Annotated in this window: 20 protein-coding genes; 16 read left to right on the top strand and 4 right to left on the bottom strand. The window is 61.2% G+C overall.

Features of this window, described 5'->3' with window-relative positions; genetic code table 11:
• Nucleotides 1-41 precede the first annotated feature (41 nt).
• Nucleotides 42-1,013: a methylmalonyl Co-A mutase-associated GTPase MeaB gene (gene meaB, locus E5180_RS09845; RefSeq protein WP_138924225.1), complete on the top strand. Its 972-nt coding sequence runs from the start codon at nt 42-44 to the stop codon at nt 1,011-1,013.
• Here the strand turns inward: meaB and E5180_RS09840 are convergent.
• The 3 genes from E5180_RS09840 to fsa form a co-directional block, all read right to left on the bottom strand.
• A complete protein-coding gene (locus E5180_RS09840; protein WP_138924224.1) occupies nt 1,010-1,957 on the bottom strand; it encodes a tyrosine recombinase XerC in 948 nt (315 codons plus the stop codon). The genes meaB and E5180_RS09840 overlap by 4 nt on opposite strands.
• Nucleotides 1,954-2,661: a DUF484 family protein gene (locus E5180_RS09835; RefSeq protein ID WP_138924223.1), complete on the bottom strand. Its 708-nt coding sequence runs from the start codon at nt 2,659-2,661 to the stop codon at nt 1,954-1,956. Before E5180_RS09835 ends, E5180_RS09840 begins: the two co-directional genes overlap by 4 nt.
• Nucleotides 2,662-2,912: 251 nt before the next feature.
• Complete coding sequence (gene fsa, locus E5180_RS09830; RefSeq protein WP_138924222.1) at nt 2,913-3,566, bottom strand: fructose-6-phosphate aldolase; 654 nt, start codon at nt 3,564-3,566, stop codon at nt 2,913-2,915.
• Between the two features lie 118 nt (nt 3,567-3,684).
• Between fsa and E5180_RS09825 the strand changes: the two genes are divergently transcribed.
• The 4 genes from E5180_RS09825 to E5180_RS09810 all read left to right on the top strand — a co-directional run bounded on the left by E5180_RS09825 (nt 3,685) and on the right by E5180_RS09810 (nt 8,645).
• Entirely contained in the window at nt 3,685-5,880 is a 2,196-nt protein-coding gene (locus E5180_RS09825; protein ID WP_138924221.1) for a primosomal protein N', read from the top strand.
• Nucleotides 5,881-6,023: 143 nt separating this feature from the next.
• A complete protein-coding gene (locus tag E5180_RS09820; RefSeq protein WP_138924220.1) occupies nt 6,024-7,256 on the top strand; it encodes an MFS transporter in 1,233 nt (410 codons plus the stop codon).
• Nucleotides 7,257-7,315: 59 nt separating this feature from the next.
• Nucleotides 7,316-8,188, top strand: a complete 873-nt coding sequence (locus E5180_RS09815; RefSeq protein ID WP_138924219.1) for a 50S ribosomal protein L11 methyltransferase — start codon at nt 7,316-7,318, stop codon at nt 8,186-8,188.
• 109 nt (nt 8,189-8,297) lie between these two features.
• Nucleotides 8,298-8,645, top strand: coding sequence for a hypothetical protein (locus E5180_RS09810; RefSeq protein ID WP_138924218.1), 348 nt, complete (start codon nt 8,298-8,300; stop codon nt 8,643-8,645).
• A 133-nt stretch (nt 8,646-8,778) separates the two neighbouring features.
• On the opposite strand, the gene E5180_RS09805 is transcribed toward E5180_RS09810, so the two are convergent.
• Entirely contained in the window at nt 8,779-8,997 is a 219-nt protein-coding gene (locus E5180_RS09805; RefSeq protein WP_093733392.1) for a DUF1127 domain-containing protein, read from the bottom strand.
• A 329-nt stretch (nt 8,998-9,326) separates the two neighbouring features.
• Between E5180_RS09805 and ruvC the strand changes: the two genes are divergently transcribed.
• The 11 genes from ruvC (at nt 9,327) to ybgF (ending at nt 17,950) form a co-directional block, all read left to right on the top strand.
• Nucleotides 9,327-9,878, top strand: coding sequence for a crossover junction endodeoxyribonuclease RuvC (ruvC, locus tag E5180_RS09800; protein WP_254700452.1), 552 nt, complete (start codon nt 9,327-9,329; stop codon nt 9,876-9,878).
• Nucleotides 9,820-10,485, top strand: a complete 666-nt coding sequence (ruvA, locus tag E5180_RS09795; protein ID WP_138924217.1) for a Holliday junction branch migration protein RuvA — start codon at nt 9,820-9,822, stop codon at nt 10,483-10,485. The genes ruvC and ruvA overlap by 59 nt, the downstream gene beginning before the upstream one ends.
• A gap of 49 nt (nt 10,486-10,534) precedes the next feature.
• Nucleotides 10,535-11,554 carry a Holliday junction branch migration DNA helicase RuvB gene (gene ruvB / locus E5180_RS09790; protein WP_138924216.1) on the top strand — a complete coding sequence of 340 codons (1,020 nt, stop codon included), beginning with the start codon at nt 10,535-10,537 and terminating at the stop codon, nt 11,552-11,554.
• Between the two features lie 47 nt (nt 11,555-11,601).
• On the top strand, nt 11,602-12,225 hold the full coding sequence (locus E5180_RS09785; protein ID WP_138924215.1) for a hypothetical protein: 624 nt from the start codon (nt 11,602-11,604) through the stop codon (nt 12,223-12,225).
• Entirely contained in the window at nt 12,222-12,608 is a 387-nt protein-coding gene (gene ybgC, locus E5180_RS09780) for a tol-pal system-associated acyl-CoA thioesterase (RefSeq protein ID WP_138924214.1), read from the top strand. The genes E5180_RS09785 and ybgC overlap by 4 nt, the downstream gene beginning before the upstream one ends.
• Nucleotides 12,609-12,740: 132 nt before the next feature.
• Nucleotides 12,741-13,436, top strand: coding sequence for a protein TolQ (gene tolQ, locus E5180_RS09775; protein WP_093733387.1), 696 nt, complete (start codon nt 12,741-12,743; stop codon nt 13,434-13,436).
• Between the two features lie 3 nt (nt 13,437-13,439).
• Nucleotides 13,440-13,919: a protein TolR gene (tolR, locus tag E5180_RS09770; protein ID WP_138924213.1), complete on the top strand. Its 480-nt coding sequence runs from the start codon at nt 13,440-13,442 to the stop codon at nt 13,917-13,919.
• Nucleotides 13,920-13,921: 2 nt separating this feature from the next.
• Nucleotides 13,922-15,127 carry an energy transducer TonB gene (locus tag E5180_RS09765; RefSeq protein WP_138924212.1) on the top strand — a complete coding sequence of 402 codons (1,206 nt, stop codon included), beginning with the start codon at nt 13,922-13,924 and terminating at the stop codon, nt 15,125-15,127.
• Nucleotides 15,124-16,446, top strand: coding sequence for a Tol-Pal system beta propeller repeat protein TolB (tolB, locus tag E5180_RS09760; protein WP_093733384.1), 1,323 nt, complete (start codon nt 15,124-15,126; stop codon nt 16,444-16,446). Before E5180_RS09765 ends, tolB begins: the two co-directional genes overlap by 4 nt.
• Before the next feature lie 99 nt (nt 16,447-16,545).
• On the top strand, nt 16,546-17,070 hold the full coding sequence (gene pal / locus E5180_RS09755; protein WP_138924211.1) for a peptidoglycan-associated lipoprotein Pal: 525 nt from the start codon (nt 16,546-16,548) through the stop codon (nt 17,068-17,070).
• A 28-nt stretch (nt 17,071-17,098) separates the two neighbouring features.
• The gene (gene ybgF / locus E5180_RS09750; protein WP_138924210.1) at nt 17,099-17,950 is read left to right on the top strand and encodes a tol-pal system protein YbgF; all 852 of its coding nucleotides are present in this window, start codon (nt 17,099-17,101) and stop codon (nt 17,948-17,950) included.
• The last annotated feature ends 2 nt before the right edge of the window (nt 17,951-17,952 follow it).

The following is a 17,952-nucleotide window of genomic DNA, read 5'->3' as shown; positions in this document are numbered from 1 at the left end:
GATTGAAAACATGGGGCAAGAGGCGCGAGGGGGCAGAACCTATGAACATCGATGATTTGGCCAAGGGCATTGAAGCAGGCGAACGCCGTGCGTTGGCACGGGGGATCACGCTGGTCGAATCCGGGCGTGAGGATCACCGCGCACAGGCAACGGAACTGCTCGCAGCTCTGCCAAAAGGACGCGAGGCGCTGCGGATTGGTCTTTCGGGCACACCGGGGGTTGGGAAATCCACGTTTATCGAAAGCTTTGGGATGATGCTGATCCGCCGCGGGCTTAAGGTGGCTGTGCTGGCGATCGACCCGTCTTCTTCGCGGTCCGGCGGGTCGATACTGGGGGATAAGACGCGCATGGATTTGCTGGCGCGCGAACGTGATGCGTTTATCCGTCCGTCGCCCAGCCAGACCCATTTGGGCGGCGTTGCCCGCCGCACCCGCGAGGCGGTGACCCTGTGCGAGGCGGCTGGCTTTGACGTGGTACTGATCGAAACGGTCGGTGTCGGACAGTCCGAGACCGTGGTGGCCGAAATGTCAGATGTGTTCTTGCTGTTGCTGGCCCCCGCAGGCGGGGACGAACTGCAAGGTGTCAAGCGCGGCATCATGGAGATGGCGGATATCATCGTGATCAACAAAGCCGATGGGGACCTGAAACCCGCCGCGTCGCGCACCTGTGCCGACTATGCCGGCGCCCTGCGCTTGCTGCGCAAACGGCCGCAAGATCCCAAGGGATTTCCCAAGGCGATGATGGTCTCTGCGTTACAGGAAAACGGGCTGGACGAAGCGTGGGCAGAGGTAGCGACGCTGACAGACTGGCGGCGTGCCCAGGGGTTCTGGCAACACGCCCGTGCCACGCAGGCGCGCTATTGGTTTGAGCAGGCGGTAAAACAAGCGTTGTTGGCGCAGTTGGAAAAGCCCAAGGCCAAGGCCGCGCTGACCGAGCTGAGCGACCGTGTGGCGCAGGGGCTGGCCGACCCGACCAAAGCGGCGCAGGATTTCGTCACGCAGCTGGACCGTTAACTGCCGCCGCCCGCCTTGGGGTGGGCGCGGTTATAGACATCCATCAGACGCGCGGTATCGACGGCGGTATAGGCTTGGGTGGTGGACAGCGACGCATGGCCCAATAGCTCTTGGATCGCACGCAAATCGCCGCCCGCATCCAGCAGATGTGTAGCAAAGCTGTGGCGCAGCGCATGGGGTGTGGCGCTGGCGGGCAGGCCAAGCTGCATCCGTGCGTCCGCCATGACCTGCGATATCGCCCGCGCTGCCAAGGGGCCGCCACGCACCGCGCGAAACAACGGCGCATCGCGTTCGCGACCGTAGGGGCAGACCTGCAAATAGGCGTCCACCGCATCGCGTGCCGCGGGCAGGACAGGCACCACCCGTTCCTTGCCCCCCTTGCCGACGATGCGCAGTACCTTGGGCAGGGGCGCGTCGGCACCCTTGAGGCCAAGCGCCTCGGATATGCGCAGCCCGCAGCCCCACAGCAGGGTCAGCACCGCCACATCCCGCGCGGCCACCCACGCATGGCGCGATTGCATTTCAACGCTGTCGATCATCGCTTGCGCCGCATCAATTGCCAGCGGACGCGGAAGCTTTTTGGGGAATTTCGGTGATCTGGTCGACAGCACGGCGGTGGGCTCGAACCCCTCACGCTCTGCCAGCCAGCGGTAGAACGCTTTGACCGCCGACAGTTTGCGTGCCATCGACCGCGGTCCGACATCGGCGCTGCGCGTCTGCGCCATCCAGGCGCGCATGTCTGTGATGGTGATCTTTGACAGTGCGCCCAGACCTTGGCTGTCGCCTTTGTGCAGGGTCATGAAAGCGAGGAAATCGATCAAATCTCCCCGATAGGCAGTAATCGTATTTTCAGCCGCGCCCTTGAGCGCGCGCTGATGGTCCAGCCAGTTTTGCAGGGCGTCCCGCGCGGCGGGGCTGATCAGAATCGCGTTTGCGCCGCTCAAGACAGCCAGCGGCGCATTGTCCGCTCGAACACACCGGCGAAGAACCCCAGCAGGTCGGTGCCTTGTTGCGGGCTGAACATATGGGGGTCTTCCGACCCGAGGATCAGCAGGCCCGGCAAACGGCCCGCACCAAAGTTCAGCTTGAGGCAGGCTTCGGACCGGATCCAGTCGGCAGATCCGCCGTAGATATGTTCGGGGCTGTGCTGGACACCGCGCAAGGTAACCTGACGCACCGTGCCGCCGCGCCCGTTTGACAGATAGTCGTCGATGAACCCCGGCTCCGCCACGTTGAGCACGTCGCCCAAGCGCTTGATCGCGGGATCGTCGTCATTCTCGGCAGATTCCAACACCAGTCGCACCGCATCGACCCGCAGGATATCGGCAACCTCGCCCCCAAGATCCTTGAGGAAGGGTTCGAAATCAACGGGGTCAAGCATGCGCAGGATCGCACGGTGAATCTGGTTGGTCCCCGCAAGGTTTTCATAGGCGGCGGCGATGACATTGCGGTGCGTATCCTCAAGCCGGTCCAGACGGGTCTCAAGGCGGTCCATGGCGATGCCGCGCAGATCGACGATGTTGCCCCCCATCGCGCGTTCATTCGCCGCGATCAGGGCCTGCATCACGTCGTTGTCGTCAAGGATGACGTCGGGCTGTGAAATAATCGCTTCCCGAAGGGAATCTTCGATTTTATGGTTACTGCTCATGCGGGTCTCTTTTTTATATTTGGCACTGACATAGCATGCACGTCAGGCTAAATCTGCTTTTTTCTTTTGGTATATGGGTGGTATTTCGGCGTCAAACCGCCCGTTTGCGATGCAACGGCGGGGCGGAGGCAAGGCAACGTTGGCGCGGCTTTGATCCGGGGCGCATGTGGCACTGTCGCGTGACATGCGGGGTGGGGTGGGCACGCGCAGAAGTGTGGCGCGTACCCCTTTGTCTGGGCCTGATCAGGCGATCAGAGGATGTTCTGACCTGTCTTTGCCCAGTCTGCCATAAAGGTCTCAAGACCCTTGTCTGTCAGCGGGTGCGACGCCAGCTTCTTGATCACTTCTGGTGGGGCGGTCATAACGTCGGCACCGATACGCGCGGCATCCAGCACGTGGTTCACGGTGCGGATCGACGCGGCAAGGATTTCGGTCTCGAAGCCGTAGTTGTCATAGATGGTGCGGATGTCCTGGATCAGGTCCATACCGTCAAGGTTGATATCATCCAGACGCCCGATGAACGGAGAGATGAATGTCGCGCCGGCTTTGGCGGCGATCAACGCTTGGTTTGCCGAGAAGCAGAGCGTGACGTTAACCATCTTACCCTCGTCCGAAAGCACTTTACACGCTTTCAGGCCGTCCCAGGTCAGGGGCAGCTTTACGGCGATGTTTTCAGCGATCTCGGCCAGCTTGCGGCCTTCGGCGATCATGTCGTCCGCTTTGGTGGCGACAACTTCGGCAGAGACGGGGCCGTCGACCAGATCACAGATCTCTTTTGTGACTTCCAGAATGTTGCGGCCGGATTTCAGGATCAGCGACGGGTTTGTTGTGACCCCGTCTACCATGCCCAGATCGTTCAGCTCGGCGATGGCATCGATTTCGGCGGTATCTACGAAGAATTTCATGTTACGTCCTTCAGGTTGGAATAGGCAGCAGGAATGGCTATGTCTGTCGCCTAGGGCTTTAGCGCATCATCCGACAAGCTGGAACCCTAATTCCCGTAACCCCGGCCCGGAGCACTTGGTGAAACCGCCAGAATTTTTTCATGCAAACGAGCTGGTGGCCGTGATGACCACCCAGCCACTGGGCCGTGCGCTGGATTACAAAGCGCCCGAAGGCGGCTGCCATATGGGTGCGTTCGTCGAGGTCCCGTTGGGCCCGCGCAAGGTGATCGGTGTTGTCTGGGGCGCTGGGCAGGGCGATTACGAGCTGTCCAAGATACGGTCTGTGATCCGTGTGCTCGATGCCGCCCCCATGCGCGAAGAATTGCGCAGCTTTTTGACACGCGCTGCCGCTTATACCCTGACGCCCATGCCCGCGATGTTGCGGTTGGCGACGCGCGCGCCGGGGTTGGGTGATCCGCCGTCGATGCGCAAAATCTACCGGCGTGGAGAAGGGGAGCCCGACCGCATGACCGATGCGCGTCGTCGCGTGCTCGAGACATTGGCGGAATATGGCGACCTTTCGTTCACGCTCAAGGAACTGGCCGAGATGGCGGGGGTGACGGCGTCCGTGATCAAAGGGCTGGTGACCCAAGGCGCGGTGCTTGAACAGGACAGCCCGCGCGATCTGCCGTTTATGCGCATGGACCCCAGCCTGCCCAGCAAAGAGCTGACAGACGATCAGGCCTCGGCCTCGGTGCTGTTGGCGGCGGGTGTGGCGTCGGGGAAGTACGGCACCACGTTGCTGCGCGGTGTCACCGGATCGGGCAAAACCGAAGTCTATCTGGAGGCTGTGGCCGCCGCGCTAAAGTCCGGCAGGCAGGCCTTGGTGCTGCTGCCGGAAATTGCGCTGACCGAACAGTTCTTGCACCGCGTGCAGGCGCGGTTTGGCGCGAAGCCTGCCGAGTGGCATTCGGGGGCGACAACGACAGAGCGTCGCCGGATCTGGAAAATGGTGGGGCAGGGCCAAGCTCAGGTGGTGATTGGCGCGCGATCGGCGCTGTTTTTGCCGTTTCAGAACCTTGGCTTGATCGTTGTCGATGAGGAACATGACACCTCGTACAAGCAAGAAGAGGGCGTGCTGTATAACGCCCGTGACATGGCCGTGCTGCGCGCGTCGATCTGCGGGGCGCAAGTGGTGCTTGCCTCGGCTACGCCTTCGTTGGAAAGCTGGGCCAATGCAGAGGCTGGGAAATATACGCGGGTCGAGCTGACGTCACGCTTTGGTCCGGCGGTGATGCCGACGATGGGCGCGATTGATATGCGCAGCGAAGCTCTGCCGGGCGACAAATGGGTGTCGCCCAGTCTGCGCGCCGAAGTCGACAAGCGGCTTGAGCGTGGCGAGCAGGCAATGCTGTTTATCAACCGTCGCGGCTATGCGCCGGTGACCTTGTGCCGTGCCTGCGGTCATCAAATAGGCTGTGACCATTGCGATGCACGTATGGTCGAACACCGATATCTCAAACGGCTCGTTTGCCACCAATGCGGCGAAAGCAAACCCATGCCCGAGGCCTGCCCGTCGTGCGAAGTTGAAGGCAAGCTGGCCGCAGTTGGTCCGGGGGTGGAGCGGTTGGGCGAAGAGGCCGCAGCGCTTTGGCCAGAGGCGCGGGTCGCGACGCTGAGTTCGGATATGTACGGATCGGCCCGCGCGCTGAAGGCCGAGATCGCGGGGATTGCCGACGGGGAGGCGGATATCATCATCGGCACGCAGTTGGTCGCCAAGGGGCACAACTTTCCCAACCTCACGCTGGTCGGGGTGATCGACGCCGATTTGGGCCTGATGGGGTCGGACCTGCGCGCGGCAGAACGGACCTATCAGCTGATGCGGCAGGTCGCGGGGCGTGCCGGACGGGCAGAGGCCCCGGGCACCGCGCTGCTGCAGACGTTTCAACCTGACCATCCCGTGATCCGCGCTATTCTTGTGGGCGACGAAGAGGGCTTTTGGAAAGCCGAAGCCGGAGAGCGACGTCACGCGGGCGTGCCGCCCTATGGCCGGATGGCGGGGATTATCCTGAGCGGGCCGGATGTCGCCGCGCTGTTCGATGCTGGCAACCAATTGGCAAGGCAGGACGGGCCGCTGCGTGCCGTCGGGGCGCAGGTCTATGGGCCGGCCCCCGCGCCGATCGCACGGGTGCGCGGGCGCCACCGCGTGCGGCTGCTGGTCAAAGCCGAGAAGACCGCCCCCTTGCAAGAGGCGCTGGCAAAATGGGTCGCACAGTTGCGGTTGAAGAACGACGTGCGCATCGCTGTCGATATTGACCCGCAGAGCTTTTACTAGGCGCGGCTCTCTCTTACCCGATGGGCAAGAATGCCTTCGGCGAGGATTTCTGGCCATTTGGAAGTTGCCGTTGCCACCGGCGTCCGGCCGGGCTGGGTGATTTGATCTCGTCAAGGGGTGGGAACAGGGGTAAGGAAATGCCCATGACCCAATATGTGACCCTTGAAGATGCCAAGCATCAGCCGTTCTGGCGACGTCCTGTGGCGCTGCTGTTCCTCATGGCGCTGGCCATGCCGATTGCGTTCAATACGTGGTCGGCGCTGCTGAATAACTTTGTGATCGAGGTCGCGGCGTTTGACGGATCGGACATCGGGTTGCTGCATACAGTGCGCGAGATTCCGGGCTTTCTGGCGGTCGGAGTGATTGCGATCATCCTGTTTGTACGCGAACAGGTTCTGGGGCTGGTGTCGCTGGTGCTGCTGGGGGTCGCGACGGCGCTGACCGCGTGGTTCCCGTCGATGGGCGGTATCCTGACCATCACGATGCTGAGCTCTATCGGGTTTCACTATTACGAAACGGTAAACCAGTCGTTGCAGCTACAATGGCTGAAGATCGAGGATGCGCCGCGGATGATCGGCTGGCTGATGGCGGCGGGATCGGCGGCGACGCTTGTGGCCTATCTGGCGATCATGGGGCTGTGGGAGACGTTGTCGCTGTCTTATAACATCGTCTATCTGATCGGCGGCGGCGTGACGGCGGTGCTCGCGCTGGTGGCGCTGGTGGCCTATCCTCAGTTCGAGGCCCCGACACCGCAGATCAAGAAGATGGTGCTGCGCAAACGGTACTGGCTTTATTATGCGCTGCAATTCATGTCGGGCGCGCGGCGGCAGATCTTTGTCGTTTTTGCGGGTTTCATGATGGTCGAACGGTTCGGGTTCGATGTGCACGAGATCACCATGCTGTATCTCATCAACCTGATCGCCAATATGATTTTTGCCCCGCTGATGGGGCGGGCTGTGGGGTTCTTTGGGGAACGCCGCACGCTGAGCTTTGAATATATCGGGCTGATCATGGTGTTTCTGGCTTATGGTGGTGTCTATTATCTGGGGTGGGGCGTGGTGGTGGCTGCGACGCTTTATGTGCTGGATCACATGTTCTTTGCGCTGGCGCTGGCGCTCAAGACCTATTTCCAGAAGATCGCCGACCCTGCCGATATCGCGCCTACGGCGGCGGTGGCCTTTACCATCAACCATATAGCGGCGGTGTTCCTGCCTGTGGGGCTGGGCCTGTTGTGGCTGGTGTCGCCTGCGGCGGTCTTCTTTCTCGCGGCGGGGATGGCGCTGGTGTCGCTGTTGTTATCGCTGATGATCCCGCGTCATCCCGTACCGGGAAACGAGACGATTCTTTCCAATCCGCTGCCCGCCCCGGCCGAGTAGCATTCATTGACCCTGCCTGATGTCGCGCGGCGATATCGGCGATCCTGACGGAGTTTCCCATGCCAACATTCACAGCTTTGACGACCCTCGAAGGACGCAAGCCCGCCTATGCTTTGGGCGAAGCGATGGAGCGGCTGGTGCCGGAACCTACCGGCGTCGGCGTGTTCGAGATCGAAGACGGATCGGGCCTGTGGGAGGTCGGCGGCTATTTCGAAGAGGCACCGGACGAAACCGCGCTGGCGGTTCTGGCGGCCTCCATGGGGTCGAAGGAATTCGTCGTGTCGGAACTGCCTGAAACCGATTGGGTTGCGCATGTGCGCCGCGAGCTGTCGCCGGTCGAGGCGGGGCGGTTCTTTGTCTATGGCAGCCATGACGCTGACAAGGTGCCCGAAGGGTGCGAGCCGCTGTTGATCGAGGCGGCGATGGCCTTTGGGACGGGGCACCATGGCACGACGTTGGGCTGTCTGCGTGCGTTGGACCGTCTGGCGAACGGCGGCATGGTCGGGCAGAACGTGGCGGATATCGGCTGCGGCACGGCGGTTCTGGCGATGGCGGCGGCGCGCATCTGGCCGAACCCGGTGTTGGCCAGCGATATTGACGAGGTCGCAGTTGACGTGGCCCGCGCCAACGCTGCCGCGAATAATCTGACCGACCGTCTGATCTGCGTCGAAGCGGCGGGGTTTGACCATCCCGAACTGGCATCGCGCGCGCCATTCGATCTGGTGTTCGCAAATATCCTCAAGGGGCCGCTGGTCGCGCTTGCCCCCGATATGGCCGAGGCGCTGGCCCCCGAGGGCTATGCGATTCTATCTGGCATTTTAAACGAACAGGCAGACGACGTGGTCGAGGTTTATGCGCAATCCGGCATCAATCTGGTCAATCGAGAGGTGATTGGCGACTGGACCACGTTGACTGTCCAGAAAATGCCATAATCTTTGTCACTTTTCGCCACGAACAAGGTCGAAATGCAGAGAATTTGACACATTCTTGCTTTATTGTGATCCTGCGAAAGGTGGGGGCCTTTAGCAAATAGAGGCTGCCATGGTTGATGCTCGTCAACAATTTGGATCACGCGTAAAGAGTTTAGAAAGTAAGAAAGTCAGGCTCGCTCAGGGCTATTACACCACCATTCGCGCCGACGGGCTGGTGGTCGCGCATCCGGCGCGGCGCGGCCTTCGGGTGCCGACCAAGCTGCTGGTTGGGCTGGTGTTGCTTTTCGTCTGCTTCAAAGGGTTTGTTTTGGCGGCCATCGGCCCCATGACCTATGATGCGCGTCTGACGACATTGGCGCAGGGCACAATTGTCGAACAGGCGGGGGCGTGGGTTCTGCAGGCTGATCCGGTGACGCAAGCGTTGGCGCGTAAGCTGGGCCCGGTCTTTCGCGGATAGGGTCGCTGGGGGACGGTGAGCTGCACCGCCGTATTTCACTGGCGTAAAATAAAGGAAGCCACGCAGATCACTCAGATGTGCGTGGCTTGTGCTTTGGGTTGGCAGCCCCTTGGGCGCAATCAGTCATCGAACCTTAGCGGATAAAGTGGTTCAGTGCGACGCGTTCGATGTCACCACGGACCAGACCGATATCGTCGAGCTCACGGTCGGACAGTGCGGACAGAGCGTTGCGTGTCACGCGGGCATCGTTCCATTTGGTCAGGTTGCCGGCAACATCGCCAAGACGCGCGAAAAAGCGATTTACAGCAGCGGCGGTGCCGTAGGTGGTTGGGGTATTATAGTAAACAGCCATGAGAGCCATCCTTGAATAAAGAAAGCCGGATTATCCGGCGGTGCGCTGTGCAATTAGGCAGAATAAAAACACTTCACAACACCTACCGGCGCATGTGTGTCTTGCGTTTGCTGCATAGCAGCATTTGGCGGTTTCGCGCCTATAGATAAGGGATTTGCGCTGATGCGAAGGTAGGTCGTTTTCGACGATCCGAGCGTCGCTAACCGCCGCAAAACCGCGGCTTCTGGTTCAATTGTGACTTTTGTGTGGCGATGTGCAAAACCCTTGGTGGATGTTCGCGTTTCGTGCTACTGCCTTGGAAAAATAAAATACGTGAGGATAATGGGCATATGATACGGGTAATCGGCATTGATCCGGGGTTGCGCAATATGGGCTGGGGCGTGATCGACGTCGCCGGAAGCCGGATTACGCATGTCGCAAATGGCATTTGCCAGTCCGAAGGGGTTGAGCTTGCCGCGCGCCTGCTGTCGCTGCACGCGCAGTTGACCCGCGTCATGGTGACCTACCGTCCCGGCTCTGCCGCGGTGGAACAGACGTTTGTGAACAAAGACGGCGCGGGGACGCTCAAGCTGGGGCAGGCGCGGGGGATTGCGATGTTGGTGCCCGCACAGGCGGGGCTGGCTGTGGGTGAATATGCGCCGAACACGGTCAAGAAAACAGTCGTTGGGGTTGGTCACGCGGATAAGGGGCAGGTGCTTCATATGGTGCGCATGCAGCTTCCAGGGGCAGAAATCGCGGGACCGGACGCGGCGGACGCATTAGCGATTGCGATCTGTCACGCGCATCATGGTGGGGCCAGTACGCTGTCGCGAGGGCAAGCGCATGATTGGCAAGATCACAGGACGCATCGACTACCGCGCGCCGGACCATCTGCTGATTGATGTGCGCGGTGTGGGCTATCTGGTGTACTGTTCGGACCGGACGATGGCCGCGTTGCCCGGCGTGGGCGAGGTCGTAGCCCTGTTCACCGATCTTGTGGTCCGCGAAGACCTCATGCAGCTTTTCGGCTTTCAGACCTTGGTGGAAAAAGAATGGCACCGGCTGCTGACCTCTGTTCAAGGGGTGGGGGCGAAAGCGTCCTTGGCTATTCTGGGCGCGCTTGGGCCAGACGGGGTCAGCCGTGCAATTGCGCTTGGCGACTGGAACGCGGTCAAAGTGGCCAAAGGCGTCGGCCCCAAGATCGCGCAGCGTGTGGTGCTTGATCTCAAGGACAAGGCCCCCGGCGTGATGGCAATGACCGGCACTTTGGCAGAGGCGCATGGCGAGGTAGAGGCGGCAGAGGTGATCGAACCGGCGTCACCCAAACGTCGCCCCGTCGCCCCGCCCAACCAGTCCGCCCAGTCAGAGGCGCTGTCGGCGCTTGCCAATCTGGGTTATGGGCCGGGGGATGCAGCAGGGGCGGTGGCGCAAGCCGCCGGAGAGAACCCCGAGGCCGACACCCCTCAGTTGATCCGCGCGGCGTTGAAACTGCTTGCTCCGAGAGAGTAGGATGCGCATAGGCGCGTGACCGTCCTGATGAATTTTGCTTGGATATTTGATGATCGACAGTGACCCAACTTTGCGGCCGGACCCGCTGCCCGGTGATGGTGACCGCGCCCTCCGCCCGCAGATGCTGGATGAATTCGTCGGTCAGGCAGAGGCGCGGGCGAACCTCAAGGTGTTCATTCAGTCGGCCAAGCAGCGCGGCGAGGCGATGGACCACACGCTGTTCCACGGCCCACCCGGTCTGGGCAAGACGACGTTGGCGCAGATCATGTCGCGCGAGCTGGGGGTTGGTTTTCGGATGACCTCTGGGCCTGTGCTGGCCAAGGCCGGCGATCTGGCAGCGATCCTGACCAATCTCGAGGCCCGCGATGTGTTGTTTATCGATGAAATTCACCGCCTGAACCCCGCCGTGGAAGAAGTGCTTTATCCCGCGCTTGAGGATTTCGAGCTGGACCTCGTGATCGGCGAAGGGCCCGCTGCGCGGACGGTGCGCATCGAATTGCAGCCCTTTACGCTGGTTGGCGCGACAACGCGCATGGGCCTGCTGACCACGCCGCTGCGCGACCGTTTTGGCATTCCCACGCGTTTGCAGTTCTATACCGAGGATGAGTTGTTCATCATCGTGGACCGCAACGCCCGCAAGCTGGGGGCCCCCGCCGATGAGGGCGGCGCGCGCGAGATTGCCAAACGCGCCCGTGGCACGCCGCGCATCGCGGGCCGGCTGCTGCGCCGCGTTGTGGATTTCGCTGTCGTCGAGGGTGATGGTCGCGTGACCCGCGCACTGGCCGATATGGCGCTGACGCGTCTGGGTGTCGATCAGCTGGGGCTGGACGGCGCGGACCGCCGCTATTTGCGCCTGATCGCGGAAAATTATCAGGGCGGACCGGTCGGGATCGAGACGATGTCGGCAGCGCTGTCTGAATCGCGCGACGCGCTGGAAGAGGTGATCGAGCCCTTTCTGCTACAGCAAGGCCTGATCCAGCGGACCCCGCGGGGCCGGATGCTGGCGCAGAAGGCCTGGACGCATCTGGGGATGGCCCCGCCCAAGCCGCGGGCGGATTTGTTTGGCTGAGGGCGGGGATGCCTTCGGCGAGGATTTAAGACCATTTGGAAGTTGAGATGACACCACAAGAGATCGAAGCGCTGTTTACCCGAAGTGACGACACCTATGCCTTTGCCCGGTGGGGCCGCCCCTTGGCGCCTGTCGTGTTTGGCGTTGATGATACGACGCTGACCGTGGTCAAAAGCGCGATAGAGGCGACATGCCAGCTGGCGGGGCATAGCATGTCCGAAACCGATCCGGAGCTCGGCAGCAATCTGATGATGTTCTTCTTTAAGGATTGGTCAGAGCTGACAGAGGTCCCCGATCTTGATCGGCTGGTCCCCGACCTTACCCCCTTGGTCCAAAAGCTGGAGGCGGTGGGTGCCAATCAATACCGTCTGTTCCGGTTTGACGAGGCGGGGGCGATCAAGGCCTGTTTCGTTTTCCTGCGCATGGATACCCAGCTAAGCGCGATGCCTGCGCAGGCCCTGGCGCTTGGGCAGATCGTGCAATCGTTTGTGCTGTGGTCTGATGCCGCGTTTCGTGAGGCATCGGCGCTGGCGCTGCACGAAGGGGCAACGATCCTGAAGCCCGAGATCGCAGCGCTGTTGCGCGCAGCCTATGACCCTGTGATGCCCGCTGTGGCACAGGACCCGTCGCACGCATTGCGCCTGTTCGCCCGGATCGGAGCCGCACAGTGACCCACCATCTGTCCATCCGCGTTTACTATGAAGATACCGACATGGCGGGGATCGTCTATTACGCGAACTACCTGCGCTATATCGAACGGGCGCGCAGCGATTGGGTGCGCGAGATGGGCATCGACCAGCTGGCGATGAAGGCCGAAGGTGTGGTCTTTGCTGTGCGACGGGTAGAAGGCGACTATATCCAGCCCGCCGTCTTTGATGACATGCTGGATGTCGTGACGTGGCCCACGTCGATCACGCCCGCACGCATGGTCATGCAGCAAGAGGTCAAACGCGGCGATGTGGTCCTGTTTCGGGCGGTGGTCACGATCGTTTGTATCGCGGCGTCCGGTAAACCCTGTCGATTGCCAGCGAAACTTCGCTCAATCCCTGTCTAGCCGGCGGATAGCCCCCATAATCCTAGCAATAGATATTGCCTTCGGCTAAGCTTGTGCCAAATAGCGCCTTGGAAAACAGGGCCGTTGAGGCAGATGAAGCCCCTAAGGGGCGCAACGAAAAGAGCAGGACCGATGGAAGCAGAAACGCTGGCGGCGGCGAGCGAGATTGATTTCTCGCTCTTGGGCCTATTTCTCCGCGCGACAATTACCGTAAAACTCGTGATGATCATGTTGATCGCTGCGTCCTTCTGGTCGTGGTCGATCATTGTCCAGAAGATGATCCAGTATCGCCATGCCAAAGCCGAAGCCGAACGGTTCGATCAGGCGTTCTGGTCGGGCGAGCCTTTGGATGGGCTTTATGACACAATCGGCTCGAACCCCGATGGGGCCGCCGAAAAGATTTTCGCCGCCGGTATGACCGAATGGCGTCGGTCGCATCGCGAGGATGGCGGGCTGATCCCCGGTGCCACCGCGCGGATCGACCGCAGTATGGATGTGGCCATCGCCAAAGAAGCAGAGCGTCTGCAAAAAGGCTTGCCCGTGTTGGCAACCACAGGGTCCACTGCGCCGTTCATCGGTCTGTTCGGGACCGTATTCGGGATCATGAACTCCTTTATCGAGATCGCCGCACAACAAAATACCAGCCTTGTGGTCGTTGCCCCCGGTATCGCCGAGGCGTTGCTGGCCACGGGGATTGGCCTTTTGGCAGCTATTCCGGCAGTTATTTTCTACAACAAGCTGAGCGCGGATTCAGACCGCATTCTGGGCGGCTACGAAGCCTTTGCCGATGAATTTGCCACCATCCTTAGCCGCCAGCTGGATAGCTGAGCCATGGCAGGTGGGGTGATGAAAAAGCAAGGCGGGGGTGGCCGTGGCCGTCGTCGCGGTCGGGCGCAGCCGATGGCAGAGATTAACATCACGCCGTTTGTTGACGTGATGCTGGTGCTCTTAATTATCTTTATGGTCGCGGCCCCTTTGTTGACGGTCGGTGTGCCGGTTGAACTGCCCAAGACGGCGGCAACGGCCCTGCCTTCGGAGCAGGAGGAGCCTTTGACGGTGACCGTTCTGGCTGACGGGTCTGTGCAGATTCAGAAGACCGAAACCGGCCGCGATGATCTGGTGTCCAAGCTGCGTGCCATTTCGGCAGAGCGTGCCAGCGACCGCGTGTTTCTGCGGGCTGACGGGGCTGTGCCTTATGCGTCAATCATGGAAATCATGGGCGCGTTGAACGCAGGTGGCTTTAGCAACATTGGTCTGGTCACTGAAACCGGCGGGCCAAAGTTGGACGGCACAGGCGCGTCAGGCGGGTAAGTATGCACAAGGGGCATTACATCTCTGGCGCGGGTCACCTAGGGCTCATTGGCTGGCTGTTGCTAGGTAATATCTTTACCTCGCGCACCGAACCTGTGGAGATGCAGGAAGTGTCGGTCATTTCGGCCGCGCAATATGACGAGATGGTCGCTGCAGCGCAGTCTGCGCAGGCAGAGGCAGCAGCGAAGCCCGAACCCGAACCCGAACCCGAACCTGCACCCGAGCCGGAGCCCGCACCCGAGCCGGAGCCCGCACCCGAGCCGGAGCCCGCACCCGAGCCGGAGCCCGCACCCGAGCCGGAGCCTGCGCCCGAACCAGAGCCCGTGCCGGAACCCGTCGCGCCGCCGCCCTCTGAAGAGGTGAGCGAGCAGGCACCGGAACTGCCCGAGCCGCCGGCAGATGTCGCCGTTCTCGCACCCGAAGAGGCCCCCGTCGCAGTACCGCGCCCCGTAGAACGTGTGGCCCCTGAACCCGTAGAGACGCCGGACCCCGAGGCACGCACCGATGATGTTTTGCGCGATGCGGCGACACCGGACGCACCGGCAGCGAAAGTCGTGGAAGAGGCACAAGAAGCCACCGCTCCCGAAGAGGCGACGACCCAGATCGTGACAGAAGCCGCGGAAGCACCTAAAGCGTCGCCAAACCAATCGGCCCGCCCACCTGCACGTCGCCCGACCCCACCCGCGCCGCAGGTGGCCGAGAAACCTGTCGAGACGCCGAAGCCCGAGACGCCCAAGCCTGCGACCCCAAAACCGGAAACGCCCAAGCCCGAGGCCCCCAAGCCCAAGCCTGAGCCGACAACGGATAAAGACGCCGTGGCGGCAGCGCTCGCGGAAGCTATGGGTACACCTGATGCGCCGCCCGCGCCGTCGGCCCCGTCCGGTCCGCCCTTGTCTGCGGGTGAGAAAGAATCGCTGCGCGTGGCGGTTTCTTCGTGTTGGAACGTCGGTTCGCTTTCCTCGGAGGCATTGCGCACTACTGTTGTGGTAAGCGTCGCCATGAATCAGGATGGCACGCCACAGACCAATTCGATCAAGCTGACCAGCAGTTCAGGCGGGTCGCAGGGGGCCGCCGATCAGGCATTCGAAGCTGCACGGCGGGCAATTATCCGCTGTGGTGCGCGCGGCTACCAGCTTCCTGTAGAAAAATTCGGTCAATGGCAGAATATTGAGATGACCTTTAATCCTGAAAGGATGCGCATCAAATGATTGTACGAATTCTGAGCATATGTCTCGCGCTTATCGGCGGTGTTGCCTCGGTTGCGCAGGCGCAGGACGGACCTTTGCGGATCGAGATTACTGAAGGTGTCATCGAACCCTTGCCCTTTGCCGTGCCCAGCTTTCAGCCCGAAAGCGGTGACGCAGGGCAGATGGCTGTCGATTTGGCGCGTGTCGTGTCCGAGGATCTTGTTGGCTCCGGTCTATTCCGCGAAGTGCCGGCCAGCGCCTATATCTCGACGGTAAGCGATTTTAACGCGCCGATCCAATACGCCGACTGGAAGGCGATCAACGCGCAAGCGCTGATCACCGGTGCCGTAAGCGTGTCGGGCAATACGCTGAACGTGAAATTCCGTCTGTACGATGTGTTTTCCGGTGCCGAACTGGGATCGGGTCTGCAATTCGCGGGCACAGTCGATGGCTGGCGCCGGATGGCGCATAAGGTGGCGGACGCTGTCTATTCGCGCATCACTGGCGAGGGCGGCTATTTTGACAGCCGCGTCGTCTATGTCTCGGAAACGGGCCCCAAGGATGACCGCGCGAAACGGCTGGCTGTGATGGATTATGATGGGGCCAATGTGCGCTATCTGACCGACAGCTCGTCCATCGTGCTTGCGCCGCGGTTCTCGCCGTCGGGGGATCGTATTTTGTACACCAGCTATGAAAGTGGGTTCCCGCGGATCTATGTGTTGGACATCGGATCGGTACAGCGCCGCGTTCTGGAAAGCGCCGAAGGCACGATGAGCTTTGCGCCGCGGTTCTCTCCGTCCGGGAATACCGTCGTCTATTCGCTGACCCAAGGTGGGAACACGGATATCTTTACGATGGATATCGGCACGGGCCAATCGACCCGTCTGACCAATACGCCCGCGATTGAAACCGCACCCAGCTATTCGCCCGACGGCAGCCGGATTGTGTTCGAAAGCGATCGTTCCGGGTCGCAGCAGCTTTACGTCATGCCCGCGTCAGGCGGCGAGGCGACGCGGATCTCGTTCGGCGAGGGGCGTTATGGCACGCCGGTCTGGTCGCCGCGCGGCGATCTGGTGGCCTTTACCAAGCAGAACAAGGGCCGGTTCCACATCGGTGTGATGCGTCTGGACGGGTCCGAGGAACGTCTGCTGACCGCCTCCTTCCTGGATGAGGGCCCGACATGGGCGCCAAACGGACGGGTCATCATGTTTGCGCGCGAAACCCAAGGGGCAGGCGGAGCGTCGTCGCTGTATTCGGTCGATATCTCCGGCCGGAACCTCAAGCCTGTGCGCACCCAAGAGGGCGGCTCCGATCCGTCTTGGTCGCCGCTTCAAAAGTAAAAATGAGCCATAGTGCCTTGGTGTTTCCCAATACCAAGGCACTATGGTACCACCGTCACAACAGACACACCAAATGCTATCGTCAAAAAGGCACAGTCCATGAACCGCATTCTTACCGCAACTCTATTGATCGCAGCCCTGGCCGTTTCGGCCTGTACCAACCCTGACCGCTTTGGTGCGGACGGCATGAACAACGGGGCCGCGAACGGCGCGGGCCTCAACGGGGGTATCGTTCCTGGCAGCGTGAACGACCCGGCGTCCACCGCCTATTTCCAACAAGCCATCGGTGACCGCGTCTTGTTCTTGATCGACCAATCTACCCTGACCCCCGAAGGACAGGCGACGCTGGACGGTCAGGCCGCGTGGTTGAACACGAATACCGACTACCAGGCCGTGATCGAAGGTCACGCGGACGAGCAGGGCACACGGGAATACAACCTTGCGCTTGGCGCTCGCCGTGCCAATGCCGCACGCGAATATTTGCTCTCTCGCGGGATCGCATCCAGCCGTCTGCGCGTTGTAAGCTATGGTAAGGAACGCCCGATCGAGATTTGTTCGAACGAGGCCTGCTATGCCAAGAACCGTCGGGCCGTGACCGTACTTGCGGGCGGTCTGACCAGCTAAGTTGTCTACGATAGGTTAGGAATTTAATATGCGGTTTGCTTTGATTGTCGCGCTTGGACTGGCCTTTGGGCCGGTGACGGCGCAAGCGCAGGACGCGCAGACTTTGGCGGATGTGCGTCAGGAACTGACAGTGCTGAACGTCGAGGTGCAAAAACTGCGCCGGGAACTCTCTACTAGTGGCAGCGCAAGCGTTGCGGTTACTGGTGGATCGGTGCTTGAGCGTGTCAATGCAATGGAAAGCGAACTGCAACGCCTGACCTCAAAAACAGAAGAGCTGGAAAACCAGATCAACCGGGTGGTCACAGATGGGACCAACCGGATCGGTGATCTGGAATTCCGGCTCGTCGAATTAGAAGGCGGTGACGTCGGGAGCCTTGGTCAGACCTCTACCCTTGGCGGGGGCGAGATGCCTGCGACCATGGCACCGGCCACGCCAGTACCGGCACCGGTTGATCCTTTGACCTCCAACTCTACCACAACCAACACCGCGGAACTTGCTGTCGGGGAAAAAACAGACTTTGAGCGGGCGAAGGCGGCGCTCGCTGACGGTGACTTTCGCACCGCCGCGGACCAGTTTGCGACCTTTAATCAGACCTACCCAGGCGGGCCGCTAGGCCCCGAGGCCGATCTGCGGCGCGGCGATGCCTTGGACGGGTTAGGCGACACGCGCGAAGCTGCTCGGGCCTATCTTGCGAGCTTTAGCACCGATCCCAACGGCCCCGTCGCGGCAGAGGCGCTGTACCAGCTTGGCAGTTCCCTTGGGGCACTGGGCCAAACCCAAGAAGCCTGTGTCACACTTGGCGAAGTCGCGTCCCGTTTCCCAACGAGCCCCTTCGTCGCCCAAGCCCAATCCGAACGCAGCGTGCTTGCCTGCCAGTGATC

It is taken from the genome of Sulfitobacter sp. BSw21498, from assembly GCF_006064855.1.
Lineage (GTDB): Bacteria > Pseudomonadota > Alphaproteobacteria > Rhodobacterales > Rhodobacteraceae > Sulfitobacter.
This window is presented reverse-complemented; position numbering and strand designations above follow the sequence as displayed.

Bases quoted from the DNA above. Each gene is read 5' to 3' on its own strand.
- tolQ (WP_093733387.1), top strand. From the start codon at position 12,741: ATGGAAGCAGAAACGCTGGCGGCGGCGAGCGAGATTGATTTCTCGCTC.
- ybgF (WP_138924210.1), top strand. From the start codon at position 17,099: ATGCGGTTTGCTTTGATTGTCGCGCTTGGACTGGCCTTTGGGCCGGTG.
- ruvB (WP_138924216.1), top strand. From the start codon at position 10,535: ATGATCGACAGTGACCCAACTTTGCGGCCGGACCCGCTGCCCGGTGAT.
- E5180_RS09765 (WP_138924212.1), top strand. From the start codon at position 13,922: ATGCACAAGGGGCATTACATCTCTGGCGCGGGTCACCTAGGGCTCATT.
- E5180_RS09805 (WP_093733392.1), bottom strand. From the start codon at position 8,997: ATGGCTGTTTACTATAATACCCCAACCACCTACGGCACCGCCGCTGCT.
- ruvA (WP_138924217.1), top strand. From the start codon at position 9,820: ATGATTGGCAAGATCACAGGACGCATCGACTACCGCGCGCCGGACCAT.
- E5180_RS09785 (WP_138924215.1), top strand. From the start codon at position 11,602: ATGACACCACAAGAGATCGAAGCGCTGTTTACCCGAAGTGACGACACC.
- E5180_RS09820 (WP_138924220.1), top strand. From the start codon at position 6,024: ATGACCCAATATGTGACCCTTGAAGATGCCAAGCATCAGCCGTTCTGG.
- pal (WP_138924211.1), top strand. From the start codon at position 16,546: ATGAACCGCATTCTTACCGCAACTCTATTGATCGCAGCCCTGGCCGTT.
- tolR (WP_138924213.1), top strand. From the start codon at position 13,440: ATGGCAGGTGGGGTGATGAAAAAGCAAGGCGGGGGTGGCCGTGGCCGT.
- E5180_RS09810 (WP_138924218.1), top strand. From the start codon at position 8,298: ATGGTTGATGCTCGTCAACAATTTGGATCACGCGTAAAGAGTTTAGAA.
- fsa (WP_138924222.1), bottom strand. From the start codon at position 3,566: ATGAAATTCTTCGTAGATACCGCCGAAATCGATGCCATCGCCGAGCTG.
- tolB (WP_093733384.1), top strand. From the start codon at position 15,124: ATGATTGTACGAATTCTGAGCATATGTCTCGCGCTTATCGGCGGTGTT.
- E5180_RS09815 (WP_138924219.1), top strand. From the start codon at position 7,316: ATGCCAACATTCACAGCTTTGACGACCCTCGAAGGACGCAAGCCCGCC.
- ruvC (WP_254700452.1), top strand. From the start codon at position 9,327: ATGATACGGGTAATCGGCATTGATCCGGGGTTGCGCAATATGGGCTGG.
- E5180_RS09835 (WP_138924223.1), bottom strand. From the start codon at position 2,661: ATGAGCAGTAACCATAAAATCGAAGATTCCCTTCGGGAAGCGATTATT.
- meaB (WP_138924225.1), top strand. From the start codon at position 42: ATGAACATCGATGATTTGGCCAAGGGCATTGAAGCAGGCGAACGCCGT.